The following is a 14,589-nucleotide window of genomic DNA, read 5'->3' as shown; positions in this document are numbered from 1 at the left end:
CTTTGGGTATTGCCGGGTGTTGGCCCAGCGTGCGAGCGGCCGTTTCGGGTCCGCGCATCATAAAAGGTCGCAGTCTCCCGCCCGCCGCAGACCCCGTTGCTCTCCCCTTTCTCTCTTCTCTTTCTGGCCTGACGACAGGAGCCCTCATGACCCCCACCCCCTCCACCCCCCCTTCGGACGCTGCGGCCGGCGACGTGCCGGCGGCGCCCGCGCCCGCGCTCGGCCTGGACGAGCTGGAAGAGATCGACAACCTCCTCGACGACCTGCGCACGCGCGGCGAAGAAATCCCGCAGTGGGAGTTCTGCGACGGCTTCATGGCGGCCGTGATCTGCAGCCGCCGTCCCATTGCGCCCGCCGAGTACCTGCCCATGCTGCTGGGCGACGGCGCCGAACTGGAGGTGGCCGATGGCGAGCCGCTGCCGCTGCTGCCCGCGTTTGCCGATGCCGCCCAGCAGGCGCGCTTCCTGGAGCTGTGGGACCGCCGGTGGAACGAGGTCGTGGCCCAGCTCGACGCGGACGTGAAGACCCTGGACGATGACCGCACCTACCAGCCCGAGGCCATGGACATGCGCGGCGCGGTGGCCAGCCTGCCCGAGGCAGAGCGCGCCGAGATGGAAGGCCAGGAAGTCCCGTCCTTCGGCCAGGTGTGGGCGCTGGGCTTCATGTTCGCGGTGGAGAACTGGCCCGAGGACTGGGCCACCCCGCGCGACCAGGAGGCCGCGCAGTGGCTCGACGATGCGCTGGACCGCATCGTGGCGCTGACGGAGGACGACACCGGCAAGCCCGAGGTCTGCATGTACAGCGAGGACGGCCCGCCCAGCACCAGCCAGGCACGCGTGGAAGCGTTTGGCGAAGCCATCTGGGCGGTGTACGACCTGCGCCAGCTGTGGAAGAGCCTGGGGCCGCGCGTGGAAACGGTGCGCAAGGCGCCGGAGCCGGGGCGCAACGACCCGTGCCCTTGCGGCAGCGGCAAGAAGTACAAGAAGTGCCACGGCGCGTAAGCACGCCCAATAGCTATATTTTTGATAGCTGTTTGCGCTTGATGGTAGGGATGCTCTGCACGAATCGAGCGGCAAGTGGGCGCTGCGGATCGGGATGGGCTGCAAGACGCAAAGCGCAGCAATAGCCGGGCTATTGCGAGCATTTGCAACGCAGCAGACCGCCCGAGCCCGCAGATGCACACGGCGCGACGATTCGTGCAGAGCATCCCCAGGGCGCTGGCGGCCGGGGGGCGCTACGGTTGTTCGTCGAACGTGTCGGTGCCTTCGGGCAGGGCGACCCACGCGAGGCGCCTCCGCGTCCAGATCTGGCGCTGCGGCGCGCCCAGCGCGTGCCGCTGCGTGATGGTTCCGAGCCGCAGGGAGTAGGCCTGTGGGTTTTCGGCCGCGCAGGCATACAGCGAGCTGCCGCAGACGTCGCAGAAGGCCAGCACGCGCCGGTTGCCGCTGGCCGCCGTCTTGATGTACGTGCGGGGTGTGCCGCGGGTGAGCCGAAAGTCCGCCGCCGGCGCCTGGATGTTGGTCCGGAAGGCGGAGCCGGAATGCGCCTGGCAATCCGTGCAATGGCAGACCGTCGCCGTGCCGGGCTCCACCTGCGCTTCATAGGCGATTGCGCCGCAATAGCATTGGCCTTGCACCTGCATGGCTTCTCCTTGTGTGTTGTGTCCGCCGGCTGGCGGGGCATTAGCCCTGCGCCAGGAATTTCTTCAGATTGGCCGCCGCGGTGCTGCGCACCTTGCGCTTGAGGGATGGCGACCAGCCCAGCAGCAGGCCCGGGGCGCCCAGTGCCTGCCGTGCCCAGCGCCAGAAGTTGAAGCGGTCACGGTGCGTGGCGATCAGCCCCTCGGGCGTGAAGGTGAAGCGGCCGTCCACGATGTTGTGCACCGTGCGCCCGGTGGCGCTGAAGAGGTAGTGCGCCTCCCAGTGCGCCGTGCCGGCCTGGTCGTCGGCCTCGATGCCGCTGAAGGTGAGCTTCCAGTGCTCGGCCGCGCCCGGCCGTTGCGTGGCGGTGCACAGCATGCGCCACATGCCGGCCACCTGCTCGCGGCCGCGCAGCGAAAACGCCTCGTCGTCGAAGGTGGCGCCGGGTGCGTAGCACGCGGCCATGGTGGCGTGGTCCAGTTGCGCAAAGGCCGTGTAGAAGCGTTGCAGGGTCTGGGCGTTGGGGTGCATGGGGTGGTCTCCTCCGGGGCAGCCATGCTACACGCCCCGGGGCCGGGGTGCTCACGCAGGCCGCAGGCCGCCGATGCGCCGCCGGGCCTGGGCGTCCAGCCCATCCAGCACCTGGATGCCGTGCGCATAGCCCTGCTGCACGATCTGCTCGAAGCGGTTCCACTGCAGCATGCCCACGCGGTCCATCGGCGGGTTGAAGTACAGGTCGGTGAGCTGCTGCGACTGGCGCTGGCGCGACATGCTGTACAGGATGGTGACCTGCATCAGGTAGCTGGCGAGCGAGGGCAGCTTGTAGCGGCGCTTGGCGCGCGGGCGCAGCTTGTCGCGCAGCAGCGCCCAGCCGGTGGGCACGTCGTCCAGGTCGATGCGGCGCGGCTTGCGGAAGTTCAGGTCCACGCCGATCACCGTGCCCACGCCGCGCAGGCCGCGCATCACATCCACGGGAAAATTGTTGAACGTGCCGCCGTCGCACAGCAGGTCGCCCTCGTGCACCACGGGCGGCAGCGCGCCGGGAATGGAGATGCTGGCCAGCAGCGATTTCACCAGGCTGCCGCGGCGCACCACCTGCTCGCTGGCCTTGGAGTAGTTGGTGGCCACGCAGTAATAGTTCTTCCACAGGTCCTCGACCTGGGCGGGAAAGCCCACCAGCTGGCCCACGGCCTGCTGCAGGATGTGGCGCAGGCGGCGGCCCTTGATGAGCGACAGCAGGGGCAGCAGGCTCCAGTCGCCCGTGGGGTTGGTGCGGAACGCCTCGCGCGCGTTGGCCATCACCACGTCCAGCGGCCGGTCCGACGCCACGTATGCCGCCATGACGGAGCCGATGCTGGTGCCGCCCACGCAGTCGATCTCCACGCCCTCTTCCTGCAGCGCGCGGTAGATGCCCAGGTGGGCAAAGCCGCGCGCACCGCCGCCGGCCAGCACCAGGCCCACGGCGGTGCGGCTCTGGATGCGGGCCAGCCGCGCCATGTCGCGGTCCAGCGTGGGACGCACGTGCACGTGGTCGGCCACCGGGCGGCGCTGCAGCCACTGCTGCGTGCCGCGCGGGCACAGGGTGTCCGCCGGGTGCAGCAGCACCAGGATCTCGGCGGCCTCGGCCAGCGGGGCGCGGCGCATCAGGCAGTGTTCCTCGATGGGGTGGATGGCCGGCTCGGCCTGCGCGTCGGCCAGCAGCAGCAGTTCGTCGCAGTGCCGGCTCACGCGCCGCGTCCAGGGCGTGGGTTCGGGGTCGGCCAGCAGCAGCACGAAGTCGTTGCGGGCCTCGATCTCGTCCAGCAGCATGGCAATGCGCCGGTTGGCCGTGGCGTCGGCCCCTTCGCGCTGGGCGATGCCGGGCTCGTGCAACTCGGCGTCCACCGTGGCGGAGTCCACCACGCGCACGCGGCCGATGGCGCCCAGCTGGCGGGCCAGGCTCTGGCCGAAGTCCTGCAGGTCCACGCCGCCGGTGATGGGCAGCAGGCCCATGGCCACGGGCCGCTCCTGCGCGGCCACGGTGCCGGTGGTGCCGGACTGCAGGCGCTGGATGATCTGGCGCGTCAGGGCAATCGACACCTGGGCGCTGCCGGCCAGCAGGGTCTTGAAAACGCTCTTGGTCAGCCGCACCAGCACCGAATCGCGCACCGCCACGACGGTCGCGGAGCGGGGCGCGTCGGTGAACAGGCTGATCTCGCCGATCACCTGGCCGCGCCCCATGTCGGCCACGCGGCGCTGCTGGCCGTCGTCGCCGCGCACATAGGCGCGCAGCCGGCCGCTCACGGTGAGGTACATCGACTCCCCCGGCTCGCCCTGGGCCATCAGGGTACTGCCACCGGGCACTTCCACCCATTCCAGATGGGTGCGCAGCAGCTCGAGCGCGTCGGGCTCGATGCCTTGCAAAAAGCTGCGCAGGTGTTCGGTGAGCAGTTGGTTCTGGCTGGCGGTAAAGGCGTGCATGGTCGGGGCGCGGAATCGGCAGTCGGGTGGCAGGCGTGTTGCGGCCGCCGGCCCGGCTTTGGGCGGCGTGCACTGCACGGCGTGCGAAGGGGCGGATTCTAGGAACGCCGCCAGGCCGTGGCGCGCCATGGCCGGCACGCAGGCGCGGTGCGCGTGAACAAATGCACGGCGCCCGGAGCCCGTTGACGGCTCGCGGGGCCAGGCAGGGGGCGGTGACCGGCTGCGGCTCAGGCCGGCAGCCAGCCCAGCAGCCGCTGCAGCGCGTAGCGCACCGTGGCCGCGCGGATGGCGGCGCGGTCGCCGGCGAAGTGCTGCACCTCGCTGTGTGTGGCGCCGCCCACGCACCAGGCGAACCACACGGTTCCCACGGGCTTGGCCTCGCTGCCCCCCGTGGGGCCGGCCACACCTGTCACGGCCAGGCTGACCTGGGCCTGCGAGTGGGCCAGGGCGCCATCGGCCATGGCGCGGGCCACGGCTTCGCTCACGGCGCCTTCCTGCTCGATGAGCGCGGCGGGCACGCCCAGCATCTGGGTCTTGGCCGCGTTGGAATAGGTGACGAAGCCGCGCTCGAACCACTGGCTGGAGCCCGGCAGGTCGGTGCAGGCGGCGGCGATCATGCCGCCCGTGCAGCTTTCGGCGGTGGCCAGCATCCGGCGCTGCTGCAGCAGCCGCAAGGAGATTTGGGTCAAATTGGCCTCCAGCGCTTGTGCATCAAGCGCGGGCAGCTCACTTTTTGATAGTGAAACGGTTGCCATCAAAAAAACCTCCACAGCGCGATGACCAGCAAGGTGCAGAAGGCTGCCACAAAGTCGTCCCACAAGATACCCCAGCCGCCGCGCCAGCCAAAGCCCTTGAAGAGGCCGTCGGCCCAGCCCACCGGGCCGGGCTTGGCCGCATCAAAGAAGCGAAACAGCGCAAGGGCCACCAGCTGGCCCCAGAAGCCCATGGGCATGGCCAGCCACAGCACCGCCCAGAAGGCCACCACCTCGTCCCACACCACGGCGCCGGGGTCGGCCACGCCCAGGTGGCGCGCGGTGGCGGTGCAGGCCCACCACCCCACCAGCGTGCTGGCGGCGATCACCGCGCCCATCTGCAGGGGGGACAGCCACTGCTGCAGCACCAGGTAGCTGAGCCAGGCCCACAACGTGCCCACCGTGCCCGGCGCCTTGGGCGCCAGGCCCGCGCCAAACCCCAGGGCGATGAAATGGGCCGGGTGGGCCAGCAGGAAGCGCACGCTGGGGCGCAGGAGGGGAGAGGCGGACATGGCGGGGGGCGGGTGCAGAGAGAGTCGGGGCGAGGGGTGCGCGGAAGAAAAGGCTGCCCAATGGGCCGTGCGGACGGGCAGCGGGGTGCCTGCGGGTGCGGCGGCGTGGGGCTTGGCGGGGCCCGGCGTCAGGCCTGCCCGGCCTGCGCCGCCTGCTGGCGCACCAGCAGCACCGGCACGGGCGCGGTGCGCGCGATCTGTTCGGCGTCGCTGCCCATCAGCACGCGCGCCAGGCCGCGGCGGCCGTGCGTGCCCAGCACGATCAGGTCCGCGCCCCAGCTGCGGGCATGGTCCACCACCAGCTCGGCCACCCGCGCGTCCAGGTTCTCGAGCAGCACCGTGTCCACCGGCACGCCGCGTCGCGCCACCTGGGTGCGGGCGGCGTCCAGCAGGGCTTCGCCGGCGCGGCGCAGCCGGGGCAGCACCTCCTGCTGGTAGACCTGCGGCTGTTCAAAGCCGCTGATGTGGGCGATCGGGTCCATCACGTTCAGCAGCCGGACGCGCCCGCCCGTGGCCTGCGCGAGGTCCGCGGCCTGGGCAACGGCCTGGTCGGCGGTGGGGCTGCCGTCGACGGCGACAAGGATGTGTTGGTAGCTCATGGCAGTGGAGGTGGGAGTGGGGGTGAGGGTGGGAAGGGAAGAAGCGGGCGGCGCGGCGCCGTCACTGGCGTTCCCGCAGCTCGATGTCCTTGGGGTAGCGCAGCGTGTGCTCGGCGGTGAACTGCGCCATGGCGCCCGCCGCCAGGGGCTGCTGCCAGGCCACCATGCCGGGCGTGCGGTTCCAGGCCGTGTCGGCGGGCTCGGGCTGGTAGCGCGATTCGACCTCGATCTTCTCATGGCGCGACACCGGGGCCGCGTGCAGCACCTGCAGCGTGATGGCGCTCTTGTGGTGGTTCTCCACGCTGTAGGTCCGGCGGGTCTTGCGCTCGGTGCGCGCGCCGGTGAATCCGGCGCTGCCGGTGAGATCCTGCGGCGCCTCGGCGCGCACGGCCACCAGCTCGTCCCGCCCGAACGACAGGCTGGTGCTGCCCTGCGGCGCCCCGGCGCTGGGCGTGCCAAAGTCCACGCGCCCGTTGCCGACGAAGGCGCCGTCGCGGTACAGGCCCGCCGGGCCCGCAGGCCACACCCCGGGCGGCTGCGCCAGGTGGGCCACCAGATAGGCCGCCTCTTCCACGGCGGGTGCGGCGCGCGTGAGCAGCGTGGCGGGGGCCGTGAGGCTGCCCAGGGCCAGCGTCACGCGCTGGCCGCTGGAGGGCACGGTGATGCGCTGCGGCACGGCGAATTCGGTGGCAAAGCCTTTGTCGAAGGTGCTCACGTCAAAGGAGGGCAGGGGCTCGTCGGCCGCATTGCGCGCCCGCGCCAGCGGGGCGGGGGCCGGGACGGCCTCCAGCGCCATGGCGGGCGCGGCGGGCCTGGCCTGCGGCACGGGGGCCTCCACGTCCAGCGTCCAGGGGCGCGGCAGCCGGCCTTGCGTGGCGCGGCCCGGCTGGCCGGTGGACAGGGCCAGCTGCACATTGCTCCAGTCTTCGCCGCTGTTCTGGGCCACCAGGGCCTGGCGCTCGATCAGCACGGTGGACTTGGCGGCGTCCAGCGTGGCGCGGTAGGTGGGCTGCCACCCGGGGCCGCGCACCTGGTAGGACAGGCGCAGCTCGGCCTCGCGCTCGGTGGCGAGGTTGATGGTGACCGACACCACCCGCGCGCGCTGGCTGGCCACGCGGTCGCGCTCGGCCACCAGGGGCTTCAGGGCCAGCTCCAGCGCCTGCTGCTTGCGCTGGAGCTGGTGGGTGCGGGCGAAGGCGTCCTGCCCGGACTTGCGCAGCACCTCGGCCGTGGCGGTGATCTGCGCGGCCCCCGGCGCGGGCGTGCTGCGGGCCGGCGCGGCATCGTCCGGCACGTGGCTGCCGGCCACACTGCGCAGGTAGCTGTCCACCAGCTGCAGGGCGGAGACCTCGGCCTTCACGCCGGCAATCTGGTCCTCCAGCTCGCGGATGCGCCCGTCGAGCGGGCTGGCGCAGGCGCTCACCACGTCGCGGTCTTCCGTGAGCACGTTGAACTCGCCCACGCGCACGGCCGGGTCCGCGTTGATCTGCAGGCTTTGCGCGTCCAGCGAGGCCGGCAGGCAGGCCAGGGTGAGGCTGCGCGCCCCCGCCGGCACCCGGGCCACCCGCTCCACGGTGGCGCTGCCGGGGTAGACGGTGACGCGGGCGATGCGCGAGCTGTCCTGGGCCAGCACCGGTGCGGCGGCGCTGCACAGCAGGGCCAGGCCGGACAGGGCCACGGGCCGCAGCGGGGCGCCCGGGAGCAGGCGCGTCAGGGGGGACGACAGAGGGTTCACGGGGCTTCCTTGGGCGCGGTGGACAAAGGGAACCGGCATGCTAGCAGCCGTAGAGCCGTAGAGCCGTAGAGCCGTAGAGCCGCAGAGCCGCAGAGCCGCAGAGCCGCAGGCCGGCTTAAGGTGTGAGGCCGGGGTTGCGCAGGGGCGGTGCCGTCACAACCCATGCGGCACCTCCTGCGCCAGAAAGTCGTACACCGCCCGGATCTTGCGGCTGGTGCGGATTTCGCGGTGCACGGTCAGCCAGATGGGCAGCTCCGGCAGGGGCAACTGGGGCAGCACCGGCACCACGCCGGGGTCGGTGCGCGCCACGTAGTCGGCCACGAAGCCAATGCCCAGCCCTGCGCGCACGCCTTCCCAGTAGGCGATGAGGTCGTCGGTGCGGAACGCAAAGTGCTGGCGCTCCACGGCCGTGCCCAGGGCCATGAAGCCGCGCAGGATGTCCTCATTGCGGTCCGCGCCCACCAGCTCGTGCTGCAGCAGATCGGACGGCTGCCGGGGCGTGCCCTTGCGGCGCAGGTAGTCGCGGTGAGCGTAGGCGCCCAGCGTCACGGTGCCGATGCGCCGGGCCACCAGGCTGGCCTGGCCGGGGCGCACCATGCGCAGGGCGATGTCGGCCTCGCGGCGCAGCAGGTTGGCGACCTCGTTGCTGGCCACCAGCTCCACCTGCACGTCGGGCAGCGCCTGCCGCATGCGCGCGAGCACGGGCGGCAGCAGCACGCAGGCCACGGGCTGGCTGGCCGTGATGCGCACCGTGCCCGCCACGCCCGCTTCGGCACCCGACACGCTGCGCGCCAGCTGGTGCGCCCCGGCCTCCATGGCCCGTGCGGACTCGGCCAGTTGCAGGGCCACGGGCGTGGGCTGCAGGCCCCGCCCGGTGCGTTCAAACAGCACCACGCCCAGCTGGGTTTCCAGTTCCGCGATGTGGCGGCCCACGGTGGGCTGGCTGGTGCGCAGCACGCGCGCCGCCCCCAGCAGGCTGCCCTGGTCCAGCGCGGCCAAAAACGATTGCACCAGGCTCCAGTTGAAAGGCGAAGTGTTCATGCGGGCCCCGGAGGGAGGTATATGAATCTGAATACCTGTTATGGGAAGTTAGGCGATTGTGTGACCGCCCGGGGCTTTCCACAATGACGCCTGTGCTGCCGCGTGCAGTCCCTCATTTCTGGAGAACCCGCCATGCCTTCCACCCCGCTCCCGCACGACAACGCCCAGACCGTGCTGATCCTCGGCGGGGGGGGGGGGGGGGGGGGGGGGGGGGGGGGGGGGGGTTTGCGCAGGCCGGGTGGCAGGTGCTGGCCCAGGTGCGGCCGGGCGTGCGCAGCCAGGTCCTGCCGGCCGTTGCCGGCGTGTGGTGGCTGCCGGCCGAGGTGCACGACACCGCGGCCCTGGCCGCCCAGGCGCGCGGCGCCACCGTGGTGGTGCACGCGCTCAACCCGGCCTACACGCACAAGGCCTGGCGCGCGCAGGCGCCGGGCCTCATGGACGCGGCGATCGCCGTGGCCCGGCAACTGCACGCCACGCTGATGCTGCCGGGCAATGTCTACAACTTCGGCGAGGCCATGCCGCCCCTGCTGCGGGAGGGCACCCCCCAGGCCGCCACCGGATTCATGGGCCGCCTGCGGGTCACGCTGGAGCAGCGCCTGGCCGAGGCCACGCGCGACGGGCGCATGCGCGCGGTGGTGCTGCGCGCGGGCGATTTTTTCGGCAGCGGCACCGGCAGCTGGCTCGACCTGGCCATCGCCAAGGACCTGCCGCGCGGCCGCGTCACCTGGCCCGGCCCGCTGGACGTCGCCACGCCCTGGGCCTACCTGCCAGACCTGGCACGCGCCTTTGTACGGGTGGCGCAGGAACGGGACCGTCTGGCGCCCTTTGAGTGCCTGCACTTTGCGGGCCACACCGTCACGGCGCAGCAGTGGCTGCAGTGCTTTACCGCTGTGGCTGCCGAGCAGGGGTGGCTGCCGGCGTCAGGGGCGCTGCGCGTGGGCCGCATGCCCTGGCCGCTGCTGCGCCTGGCGGGGCTGGCCGTGCCCACCCTGGGGGCACTCGCGGCGATGCGCTACCTGTGGCGCACCCCGCACCGGCTGGACAACACCCGCCTGTGCGCCTTGCTGGGCGAGGAGCCGCGCACCCCGTTCGATCAGGCCGTGCGCCAGGCGCTTGCAGACCTGGGCCTGCTGGCGGGGCCAACGCCCCGCGCCGCCGTGGCATGAGCGCCGATGAACGCCGCGCCCCAGGGCCCCGGGGCGGCTAGGCGCCAGCGTGCGCCTGCACCTCGACCAGGCAGTCGTAGAACGTGGGGGCGCGGCCCAGGTCGGTGAGGGCCTGGCTGGTCACCTCGTTCACGTTGGTGCCGTTCAGCCCGAACTTGCGCCACCAGATCCCCAGGCCGTTGACCACGCCGGGCCGCGCGCGGCGCGAGACCACCGCGTGGCACAGGTAGCTGCCCCGGTCGTTGAACACCCGCACCACGGCATCGTTGCCAATGCCGCGGGCCTCCGCGTCGTCGGGGTGGATCTCCAGCACCGGACGGCCTTCGAGGGTGCGCAGGCTCTGCACGTTCACGAAGGTGGAGTTCAAGAAATTGCGTGCGGGCGGCGAGATCATGGCCAGCGGGTAGCGGGCGTCGGTGCCCTGCAGTTCGTGGTTGGGCAGGTGGCCGGGCAGGCCGTCCAGGCCCTGGGCGGCCAGGCGGGCGCTGTAGAACTCGCACTTGCCCGAAGGCGACGGGAAGTTGCCTTCGGCAAACGGCGCGTCGGGCAGCGCCAGCGTGGCAAAGCCTTGCGATTGCAGCAGCGCGTAGTCCACCGCGTCGCCAAACGCCTGGCGGCACAGGGCCTCGTCGCTGTCGGCAAAGCAGGGCTCGGTGAAGCCCATGCGCGCGGCCAGGTCGCGGAAGATCTGCGCGTTGCTGCGCGCCTCGCCCAGCGGCGCAATCGCCGGGCGGTTGAGCAGCACGTCGGTGTGGCCGTAGGAGAGGTGCACATCCCAGTGCTCCAGCTGCGTGGTGGCGGGCAGGATGTAGTCGGCGTAGTCAGCCGTGTCGGTGCGGAAGTGTTCCAGCACCACGGTGAACAAATCCTCGCGCGCAAAGCCTTGCACGACCTTGCCGGAGTCGGGCGCCACCGCCACGGGGTTGCTGTTGTAGACCACGATGGCCTCGACCTGGGGGCCGAACGCGGGCGAGGCCTCGCGCAGCAGGTCGTCGCCAATGGTGGACATGTTGATGGTGCGCGGCACCGTGCCTGCGGGGAGCAGGTCGGGCCGCTGCAGCACGCCCCGCTGCGCCGGGAACTGCCCCGAGCTGGACAGCAGCACGCCGCCCGCGCGGTGGCGCCACGCGCCCGTCAGCGCCGGCAGGCAGGCCACGGCCCGCACCGCATTGCCGCCGCCGCGCACGCGCTGCATGCCGTAGTTCAGGCGGATGGCGGCGGGCTTCGTGGTGCCATAGTCCCGGGCCAGTTGCCGGATTTGCTCTGCGGGAATGCCGCACACCTCGGCCGCGCGCTCGGGCGGCCACTGCAGGGCGCGTTCGCGCAAGGGCTCCCAGCCCAGCGTGTGGCGGGCGATGTAGTCGTGGTCCAGCCAATCATTGGCGATCAGCTCGTGCATCAGCGCCAGGGCCAGCGCCGCGTCGGTGCCGGGGCGCAGTTGGATGTGCTCGTGGCACTTGTCGGCCGTCTCGCTCTTGCGGGGGTCGATGCACACCAGCCTGGCGCCATTGCGCTTGGCCTGCTGGGCGTAACGCCAGAAGTGCAGGTTGCTGCCGATGGAGTTGCTGCCCCAGATGAGGATGAGCTGCGCCTCGGCAAAGAACTCCACCTTCATGCCCACCTTGCCGCCCAGCGTCTGCGTGAGTGCCTCGGCGCCCGCCGACGCACAGATGGTGCGGTCCAGCTGCGAGGCGCCCAGCTTGTGGAAGAAGCGGCGGTCCATGCTCTCGCCCTGCACCATGCCCATGGTGCCGGCGTAGCTGTAGGGCAGGATGGCCTCGGGGGCGCGGGCGGCAATCGCCTGCAGGCGCTGCGCGATGTCGCCCAGCGCGTCGTCCCAGCTCACGGGGGTGAACTGGCCGCTGCCCTTGGGGCCTGTGCGCTTGAGCGGCGTGAGCACGCGCTCGGGGTGGTAGGTGCGCTCGGTGTACTTGCTGACCTTGGCGCACAGCGCGCCGTCGGTGTGGCGGTGGTCGGGGTTGCCCTGCACGCGGGTGGCCACGCCGTGCTCGTCCACGGTGGTGAGCAGGGCGCAGGTGTCAGGGCAGTCGTGCGGGCAGGCGCCGCGCACCTGTGTCGGGGCGGTGTGCAGGGCTATTGCGGGGCGGGACGTGGGCATTTTTGTGTCTTGATCGTAAACTGCCGCCAGGGTTGGAACGGGCGTTCATAGGTGGGCACCGTCCGCGTGCCTGCCTATCCGGCGGCGCGGGGGATGCCCTCGATTCACAAGAGCAGGGATTTCACCATGAACCAAGCGGGTTGGGGACGCAGGCAGTTTTCCGTGGGCCTGGGCGCGGCAGCGCTGGCAGGGGCCGGGCTGGTGCGCGCGCAGGGCGAGGGGCGCATCGTGCTGGGCCAGTCGGCGGCCTTTACCGGCCCCGCGGCGCAGCTGGGGGTGCAGTTCCACCAGGGAGCCCAGCTGTTTTTTGACCAGCTGAACGCCCAGGGCGGGGTGGGCCGGCGCATGGTGGAAATCCGCACGCTGGACGACGGCTATGAGCCCGACCGCTGCGCCGAGAACACCCGCAAGCTGATTGCCGAGGACGTCTTTGCGCTGTTCGGCTACATCGGCACACCCACCAGCATGGCGGCGCTGCCGCTGTTCACCAAGGACAAGGTGCCGTTCTTCGGGCCGTTCACGGGGGCCGAGTCGCTGCGCCAGCCATTCAACCGGCTGATCTTTCACGTGCGCGCCTCGTACTACGACGAGACGGCGCTCATCGTGCGCCAGCTCACCAACCTGGGCCTGCGAAAAATCGCGGTCTTTCACCAGAACGATGCCTATGGCAAGGCGGGGCTGGACGGCGTGATGCGTGCGCTGACCGAACTGAAGCTGACCCCCGTGGCCACGGCCACGGTGGAGCGCAACTCCACCGACGTGAAGGCCGCGGTGGAGAAGCTGGCGCCCGCGGCGCCCGACGCGGTCATCCAGATCACGGCCTACGCCTCGGCCGCGGCCTTCGTGCGGGCGGCGCGCAAGGCGGGCTACGGCGGCACCTTCTACAACGTGTCGTTCGTGGGCACGCAGGCCCTGGCCGACGCGCTGGGCAAGGACGGCGCGGGCGTGGTCGTCTCGCAGGTGGTGCCCTCGCCCTACCAGCCTTCGCGGCCCATCACACGGGAATTTCTGGACGCCATCAAGAAGGGCGGCGACAAGGTGCAGCCCAACTACTCCAGCATGGAAGGCTACCTGGCGGCACGCATCTTTGCGGAGGGCCTGCGCCAGGCGCAGGCCAGCGGCAAGATCACGCGCGAGAGCTTCATCGCCGGCACCGAGGCCCTGGGCAGCCAGGTCATCGCGGGCTTTCCGGTGTCGTTCAGCGCCACCAGCCACGCGGCATCGAAGTTCGTGGAAATGTCGATGCTGACCGGCGACGGGCGCGTCAGGACTTGAGTCTCCCTGAGGCGCTGCGCGCCTTCCCCCAAGGGGGCGCCACCCGTGGCCTGGCGGAGCCCGTTCCATGGTGGCCCTGAGCCTGGGTTGCGCCGGTGGCGGCCCACGGACTCAGTCAATGGATGCGGTGCGCGCCAGCCCCTGCATGAAGGCTTCGCACCGCGCGAGCTGCTCCAGGCTCACGTACTCGTCGGGCTGGTGCGCCTGGCGGATGCTGCCGGGGCCGCACACCACGGTGGGGATGCCGGCGTTCTTGAACAGGCCCGCTTCGGTGCCAAAGGCCACCAGCGTGGTGCCTTGCTCGCCCGAGAGTTTCTGGGCCAGGCGCGTCACCGGGTCGTCCGGGCGGCCCAGGAAGCTCGGGATCTCGCAGATGGTCTCGAAGTCGAAGCCCGCCGCGGGCGCCACCTTCTTCATGGCCGGCTCCAGCGATCGGGCGTAGGCCACCACCTCGGCCTGCATCTGCGCGGCGTTGGCCGTGGGCAGGTCGCGGAATTCGTAGCGGAACTCGGCATCGCGCGGCACCACGTTGTCGGCGATGCCGCCGTGGAACTGGCCCACGCTGGTGGTCGAGAACGGCACGTCAAAGCCCTCGAACCGCGGCTCCTCGCGCTCGAAACCTTCCCCCATGTCCCGCAGGCGGCCCACCACGCGCGCCGCCATCTCGATGGCGTTGACCGAGTGCGGCGTGAGCGAGGAGTGCGCCTCCTTGCCGCGCACGCAGCACTTGTAGCGGTACACGCCCTTGTGCGCGATGGCGGGCACCATGCTGGTGGGCTCGCCCACGATGCAGGCCAGCGGCTGGATGCCGGCATCGCGCAGGTCGGCAATCAGTTCCCGAACGCCAAAGCAGCCGATCTCCTCCTCGTAGCTGAAGGCGTAGTGGATGGCGAAGGGAGCATTGCTGTTCAGGAACTGCTCGGCCTGCGACACGGCGATGCCGATGAAGGCCTTCATGTCCGCACTGCCCCGCCCGTAGAGGCTGGGGCCCTCCGGGCCTTCCTTCACCAGGGCGCTCAGCGGGTCCATGGTCCAGTCCTGGCCGTCCCAGGGCACGGTGTCGGTGTGGCCCGAGAGGATGACGCCGGCGGGCTTGCCTTCGCCCAGCGTGGCGAACAGGTTGGCCTTGGTCTTGCTTTCGTTGAAGGTCAGGTGGCTTTTCACACCAAGCTTCGCGAGGTGGTCGCGCAGGAAGTGGATCAGCTCCAGGTTCGAGTTCTGGCTGACGGTGTTCATGCGCACCAGGGTTTGCGCAAGTTCAAGGGCGTGCGGGGAAAGCGTCATGTTGCA

13 protein-coding genes are annotated in these 14,589 nt (G+C 71.1%); 3 read left to right on the top strand and 10 right to left on the bottom strand.

Going from position 1 to position 14,589, the window contains the following annotated elements:
- Positions 1-146 precede the first annotated feature (146 nt).
- The gene (locus ACOYR3_RS21365) at positions 147-1,001 is read left to right on the top strand and encodes a UPF0149 family protein (RefSeq protein ID WP_422844311.1); all 855 of its coding nucleotides are present in this window, start codon (positions 147-149) and stop codon (positions 999-1,001) included.
- A 233-nt stretch (positions 1,002-1,234) separates the two neighbouring features.
- Here ACOYR3_RS21365 and ACOYR3_RS21360 read toward each other — a convergent pair whose 3' ends face one another.
- The 8 genes from ACOYR3_RS21360 to ACOYR3_RS21325 all read right to left on the bottom strand — a co-directional run bounded on the left by ACOYR3_RS21360 (position 1,235) and on the right by ACOYR3_RS21325 (position 8,739).
- Positions 1,235-1,642: a GFA family protein gene (locus ACOYR3_RS21360; RefSeq protein WP_422844310.1), complete on the bottom strand. Its 408-nt coding sequence runs from the start codon at positions 1,640-1,642 to the stop codon at positions 1,235-1,237.
- A 40-nt stretch (positions 1,643-1,682) separates the two neighbouring features.
- Positions 1,683-2,171, bottom strand: a complete 489-nt coding sequence (locus ACOYR3_RS21355) for a nuclear transport factor 2 family protein (RefSeq protein WP_422844309.1) — start codon at positions 2,169-2,171, stop codon at positions 1,683-1,685.
- A 51-nt stretch (positions 2,172-2,222) separates the two neighbouring features.
- Positions 2,223-4,100 carry a cyclic nucleotide-binding and patatin-like phospholipase domain-containing protein gene (locus ACOYR3_RS21350; RefSeq protein ID WP_422844308.1) on the bottom strand — a complete coding sequence of 626 codons (1,878 nt, stop codon included), beginning with the start codon at positions 4,098-4,100 and terminating at the stop codon, positions 2,223-2,225.
- 227 nt (positions 4,101-4,327) lie between these two features.
- Positions 4,328-4,855: a CinA family protein gene (locus ACOYR3_RS21345; RefSeq protein ID WP_422844307.1), complete on the bottom strand. Its 528-nt coding sequence runs from the start codon at positions 4,853-4,855 to the stop codon at positions 4,328-4,330.
- A complete protein-coding gene (locus ACOYR3_RS21340; RefSeq protein ID WP_422844306.1) occupies positions 4,855-5,364 on the bottom strand; it encodes a phosphatidylglycerophosphatase A in 510 nt (169 codons plus the stop codon). Before ACOYR3_RS21340 ends, ACOYR3_RS21345 begins: the two co-directional genes overlap by 1 nt.
- Before the next feature lie 128 nt (positions 5,365-5,492).
- Positions 5,493-5,963 carry a universal stress protein gene (locus tag ACOYR3_RS21335; RefSeq protein ID WP_422844305.1) on the bottom strand — a complete coding sequence of 157 codons (471 nt, stop codon included), beginning with the start codon at positions 5,961-5,963 and terminating at the stop codon, positions 5,493-5,495.
- A gap of 61 nt (positions 5,964-6,024) precedes the next feature.
- Positions 6,025-7,737, bottom strand: coding sequence for a DUF4139 domain-containing protein (locus ACOYR3_RS21330; RefSeq protein WP_422844304.1), 1,713 nt, complete (start codon positions 7,735-7,737; stop codon positions 6,025-6,027).
- Positions 7,738-7,851: 114 nt separating this feature from the next.
- A complete protein-coding gene (locus tag ACOYR3_RS21325) occupies positions 7,852-8,739 on the bottom strand; it encodes a LysR family transcriptional regulator (RefSeq protein ID WP_422844303.1) in 888 nt (295 codons plus the stop codon).
- Positions 8,740-9,008: 269 nt separating this feature from the next.
- On the opposite strand from ACOYR3_RS21325, the gene ACOYR3_RS21320 reads away from it, so the two are divergent.
- The gene (locus tag ACOYR3_RS21320; protein ID WP_422844302.1) at positions 9,009-9,905 is read left to right on the top strand and encodes an epimerase; all 897 of its coding nucleotides are present in this window, start codon (positions 9,009-9,011) and stop codon (positions 9,903-9,905) included.
- 37 nt (positions 9,906-9,942) lie between these two features.
- On the opposite strand, the gene ACOYR3_RS21315 is transcribed toward ACOYR3_RS21320, so the two are convergent.
- Positions 9,943-12,024 carry a molybdopterin-containing oxidoreductase family protein gene (locus ACOYR3_RS21315; protein ID WP_422844301.1) on the bottom strand — a complete coding sequence of 694 codons (2,082 nt, stop codon included), beginning with the start codon at positions 12,022-12,024 and terminating at the stop codon, positions 9,943-9,945.
- 126 nt (positions 12,025-12,150) lie between these two features.
- Here ACOYR3_RS21315 and ACOYR3_RS21310 point away from each other — a divergent pair, with 126 nt between their 5' ends.
- On the top strand, positions 12,151-13,299 hold the full coding sequence (locus tag ACOYR3_RS21310) for an ABC transporter substrate-binding protein (protein WP_422844300.1): 1,149 nt from the start codon (positions 12,151-12,153) through the stop codon (positions 13,297-13,299).
- A 111-nt stretch (positions 13,300-13,410) separates the two neighbouring features.
- Here the strand turns inward: ACOYR3_RS21310 and argE are convergent, their stop codons facing one another.
- Entirely contained in the window at positions 13,411-14,583 is a 1,173-nt protein-coding gene (gene argE, locus ACOYR3_RS21305) for an acetylornithine deacetylase (protein ID WP_422844299.1), read from the bottom strand.
- Positions 14,584-14,589: the final 6 nt, after the last annotated feature.

Source organism: Acidovorax sp. M2(2025) (assembly GCF_049330835.1).
In the GTDB taxonomy this organism is placed as follows: domain Bacteria; phylum Pseudomonadota; class Gammaproteobacteria; order Burkholderiales; family Burkholderiaceae_C; genus Acidovorax.
Note: the sequence above shows the minus strand (reverse complement) of the source record. Positions and strands in the feature narration are given on the sequence as shown.

Bases quoted from the DNA above. Each gene is read 5' to 3' on its own strand.
- argE (WP_422844299.1), bottom strand. From the start codon at position 14,583: ATGACGCTTTCCCCGCACGCCCTTGAACTTGCGCAAACCCTGGTGCGC.
- ACOYR3_RS21360 (WP_422844310.1), bottom strand. From the start codon at position 1,642: ATGCAGGTGCAAGGCCAATGCTATTGCGGCGCAATCGCCTATGAAGCG.
- ACOYR3_RS21310 (WP_422844300.1), top strand. From the start codon at position 12,151: ATGAACCAAGCGGGTTGGGGACGCAGGCAGTTTTCCGTGGGCCTGGGC.
- ACOYR3_RS21365 (WP_422844311.1), top strand. From the start codon at position 147: ATGACCCCCACCCCCTCCACCCCCCCTTCGGACGCTGCGGCCGGCGAC.
- ACOYR3_RS21330 (WP_422844304.1), bottom strand. From the start codon at position 7,737: ATGCCGGTTCCCTTTGTCCACCGCGCCCAAGGAAGCCCCGTGAACCCT.
- ACOYR3_RS21355 (WP_422844309.1), bottom strand. From the start codon at position 2,171: ATGCACCCCAACGCCCAGACCCTGCAACGCTTCTACACGGCCTTTGCG.
- ACOYR3_RS21350 (WP_422844308.1), bottom strand. From the start codon at position 4,100: ATGCACGCCTTTACCGCCAGCCAGAACCAACTGCTCACCGAACACCTG.
- ACOYR3_RS21340 (WP_422844306.1), bottom strand. From the start codon at position 5,364: ATGTCCGCCTCTCCCCTCCTGCGCCCCAGCGTGCGCTTCCTGCTGGCC.
- ACOYR3_RS21335 (WP_422844305.1), bottom strand. From the start codon at position 5,963: ATGAGCTACCAACACATCCTTGTCGCCGTCGACGGCAGCCCCACCGCC.
- ACOYR3_RS21345 (WP_422844307.1), bottom strand. From the start codon at position 4,855: ATGGCAACCGTTTCACTATCAAAAAGTGAGCTGCCCGCGCTTGATGCA.
- ACOYR3_RS21315 (WP_422844301.1), bottom strand. From the start codon at position 12,024: ATGCCCACGTCCCGCCCCGCAATAGCCCTGCACACCGCCCCGACACAG.
- ACOYR3_RS21325 (WP_422844303.1), bottom strand. From the start codon at position 8,739: ATGAACACTTCGCCTTTCAACTGGAGCCTGGTGCAATCGTTTTTGGCC.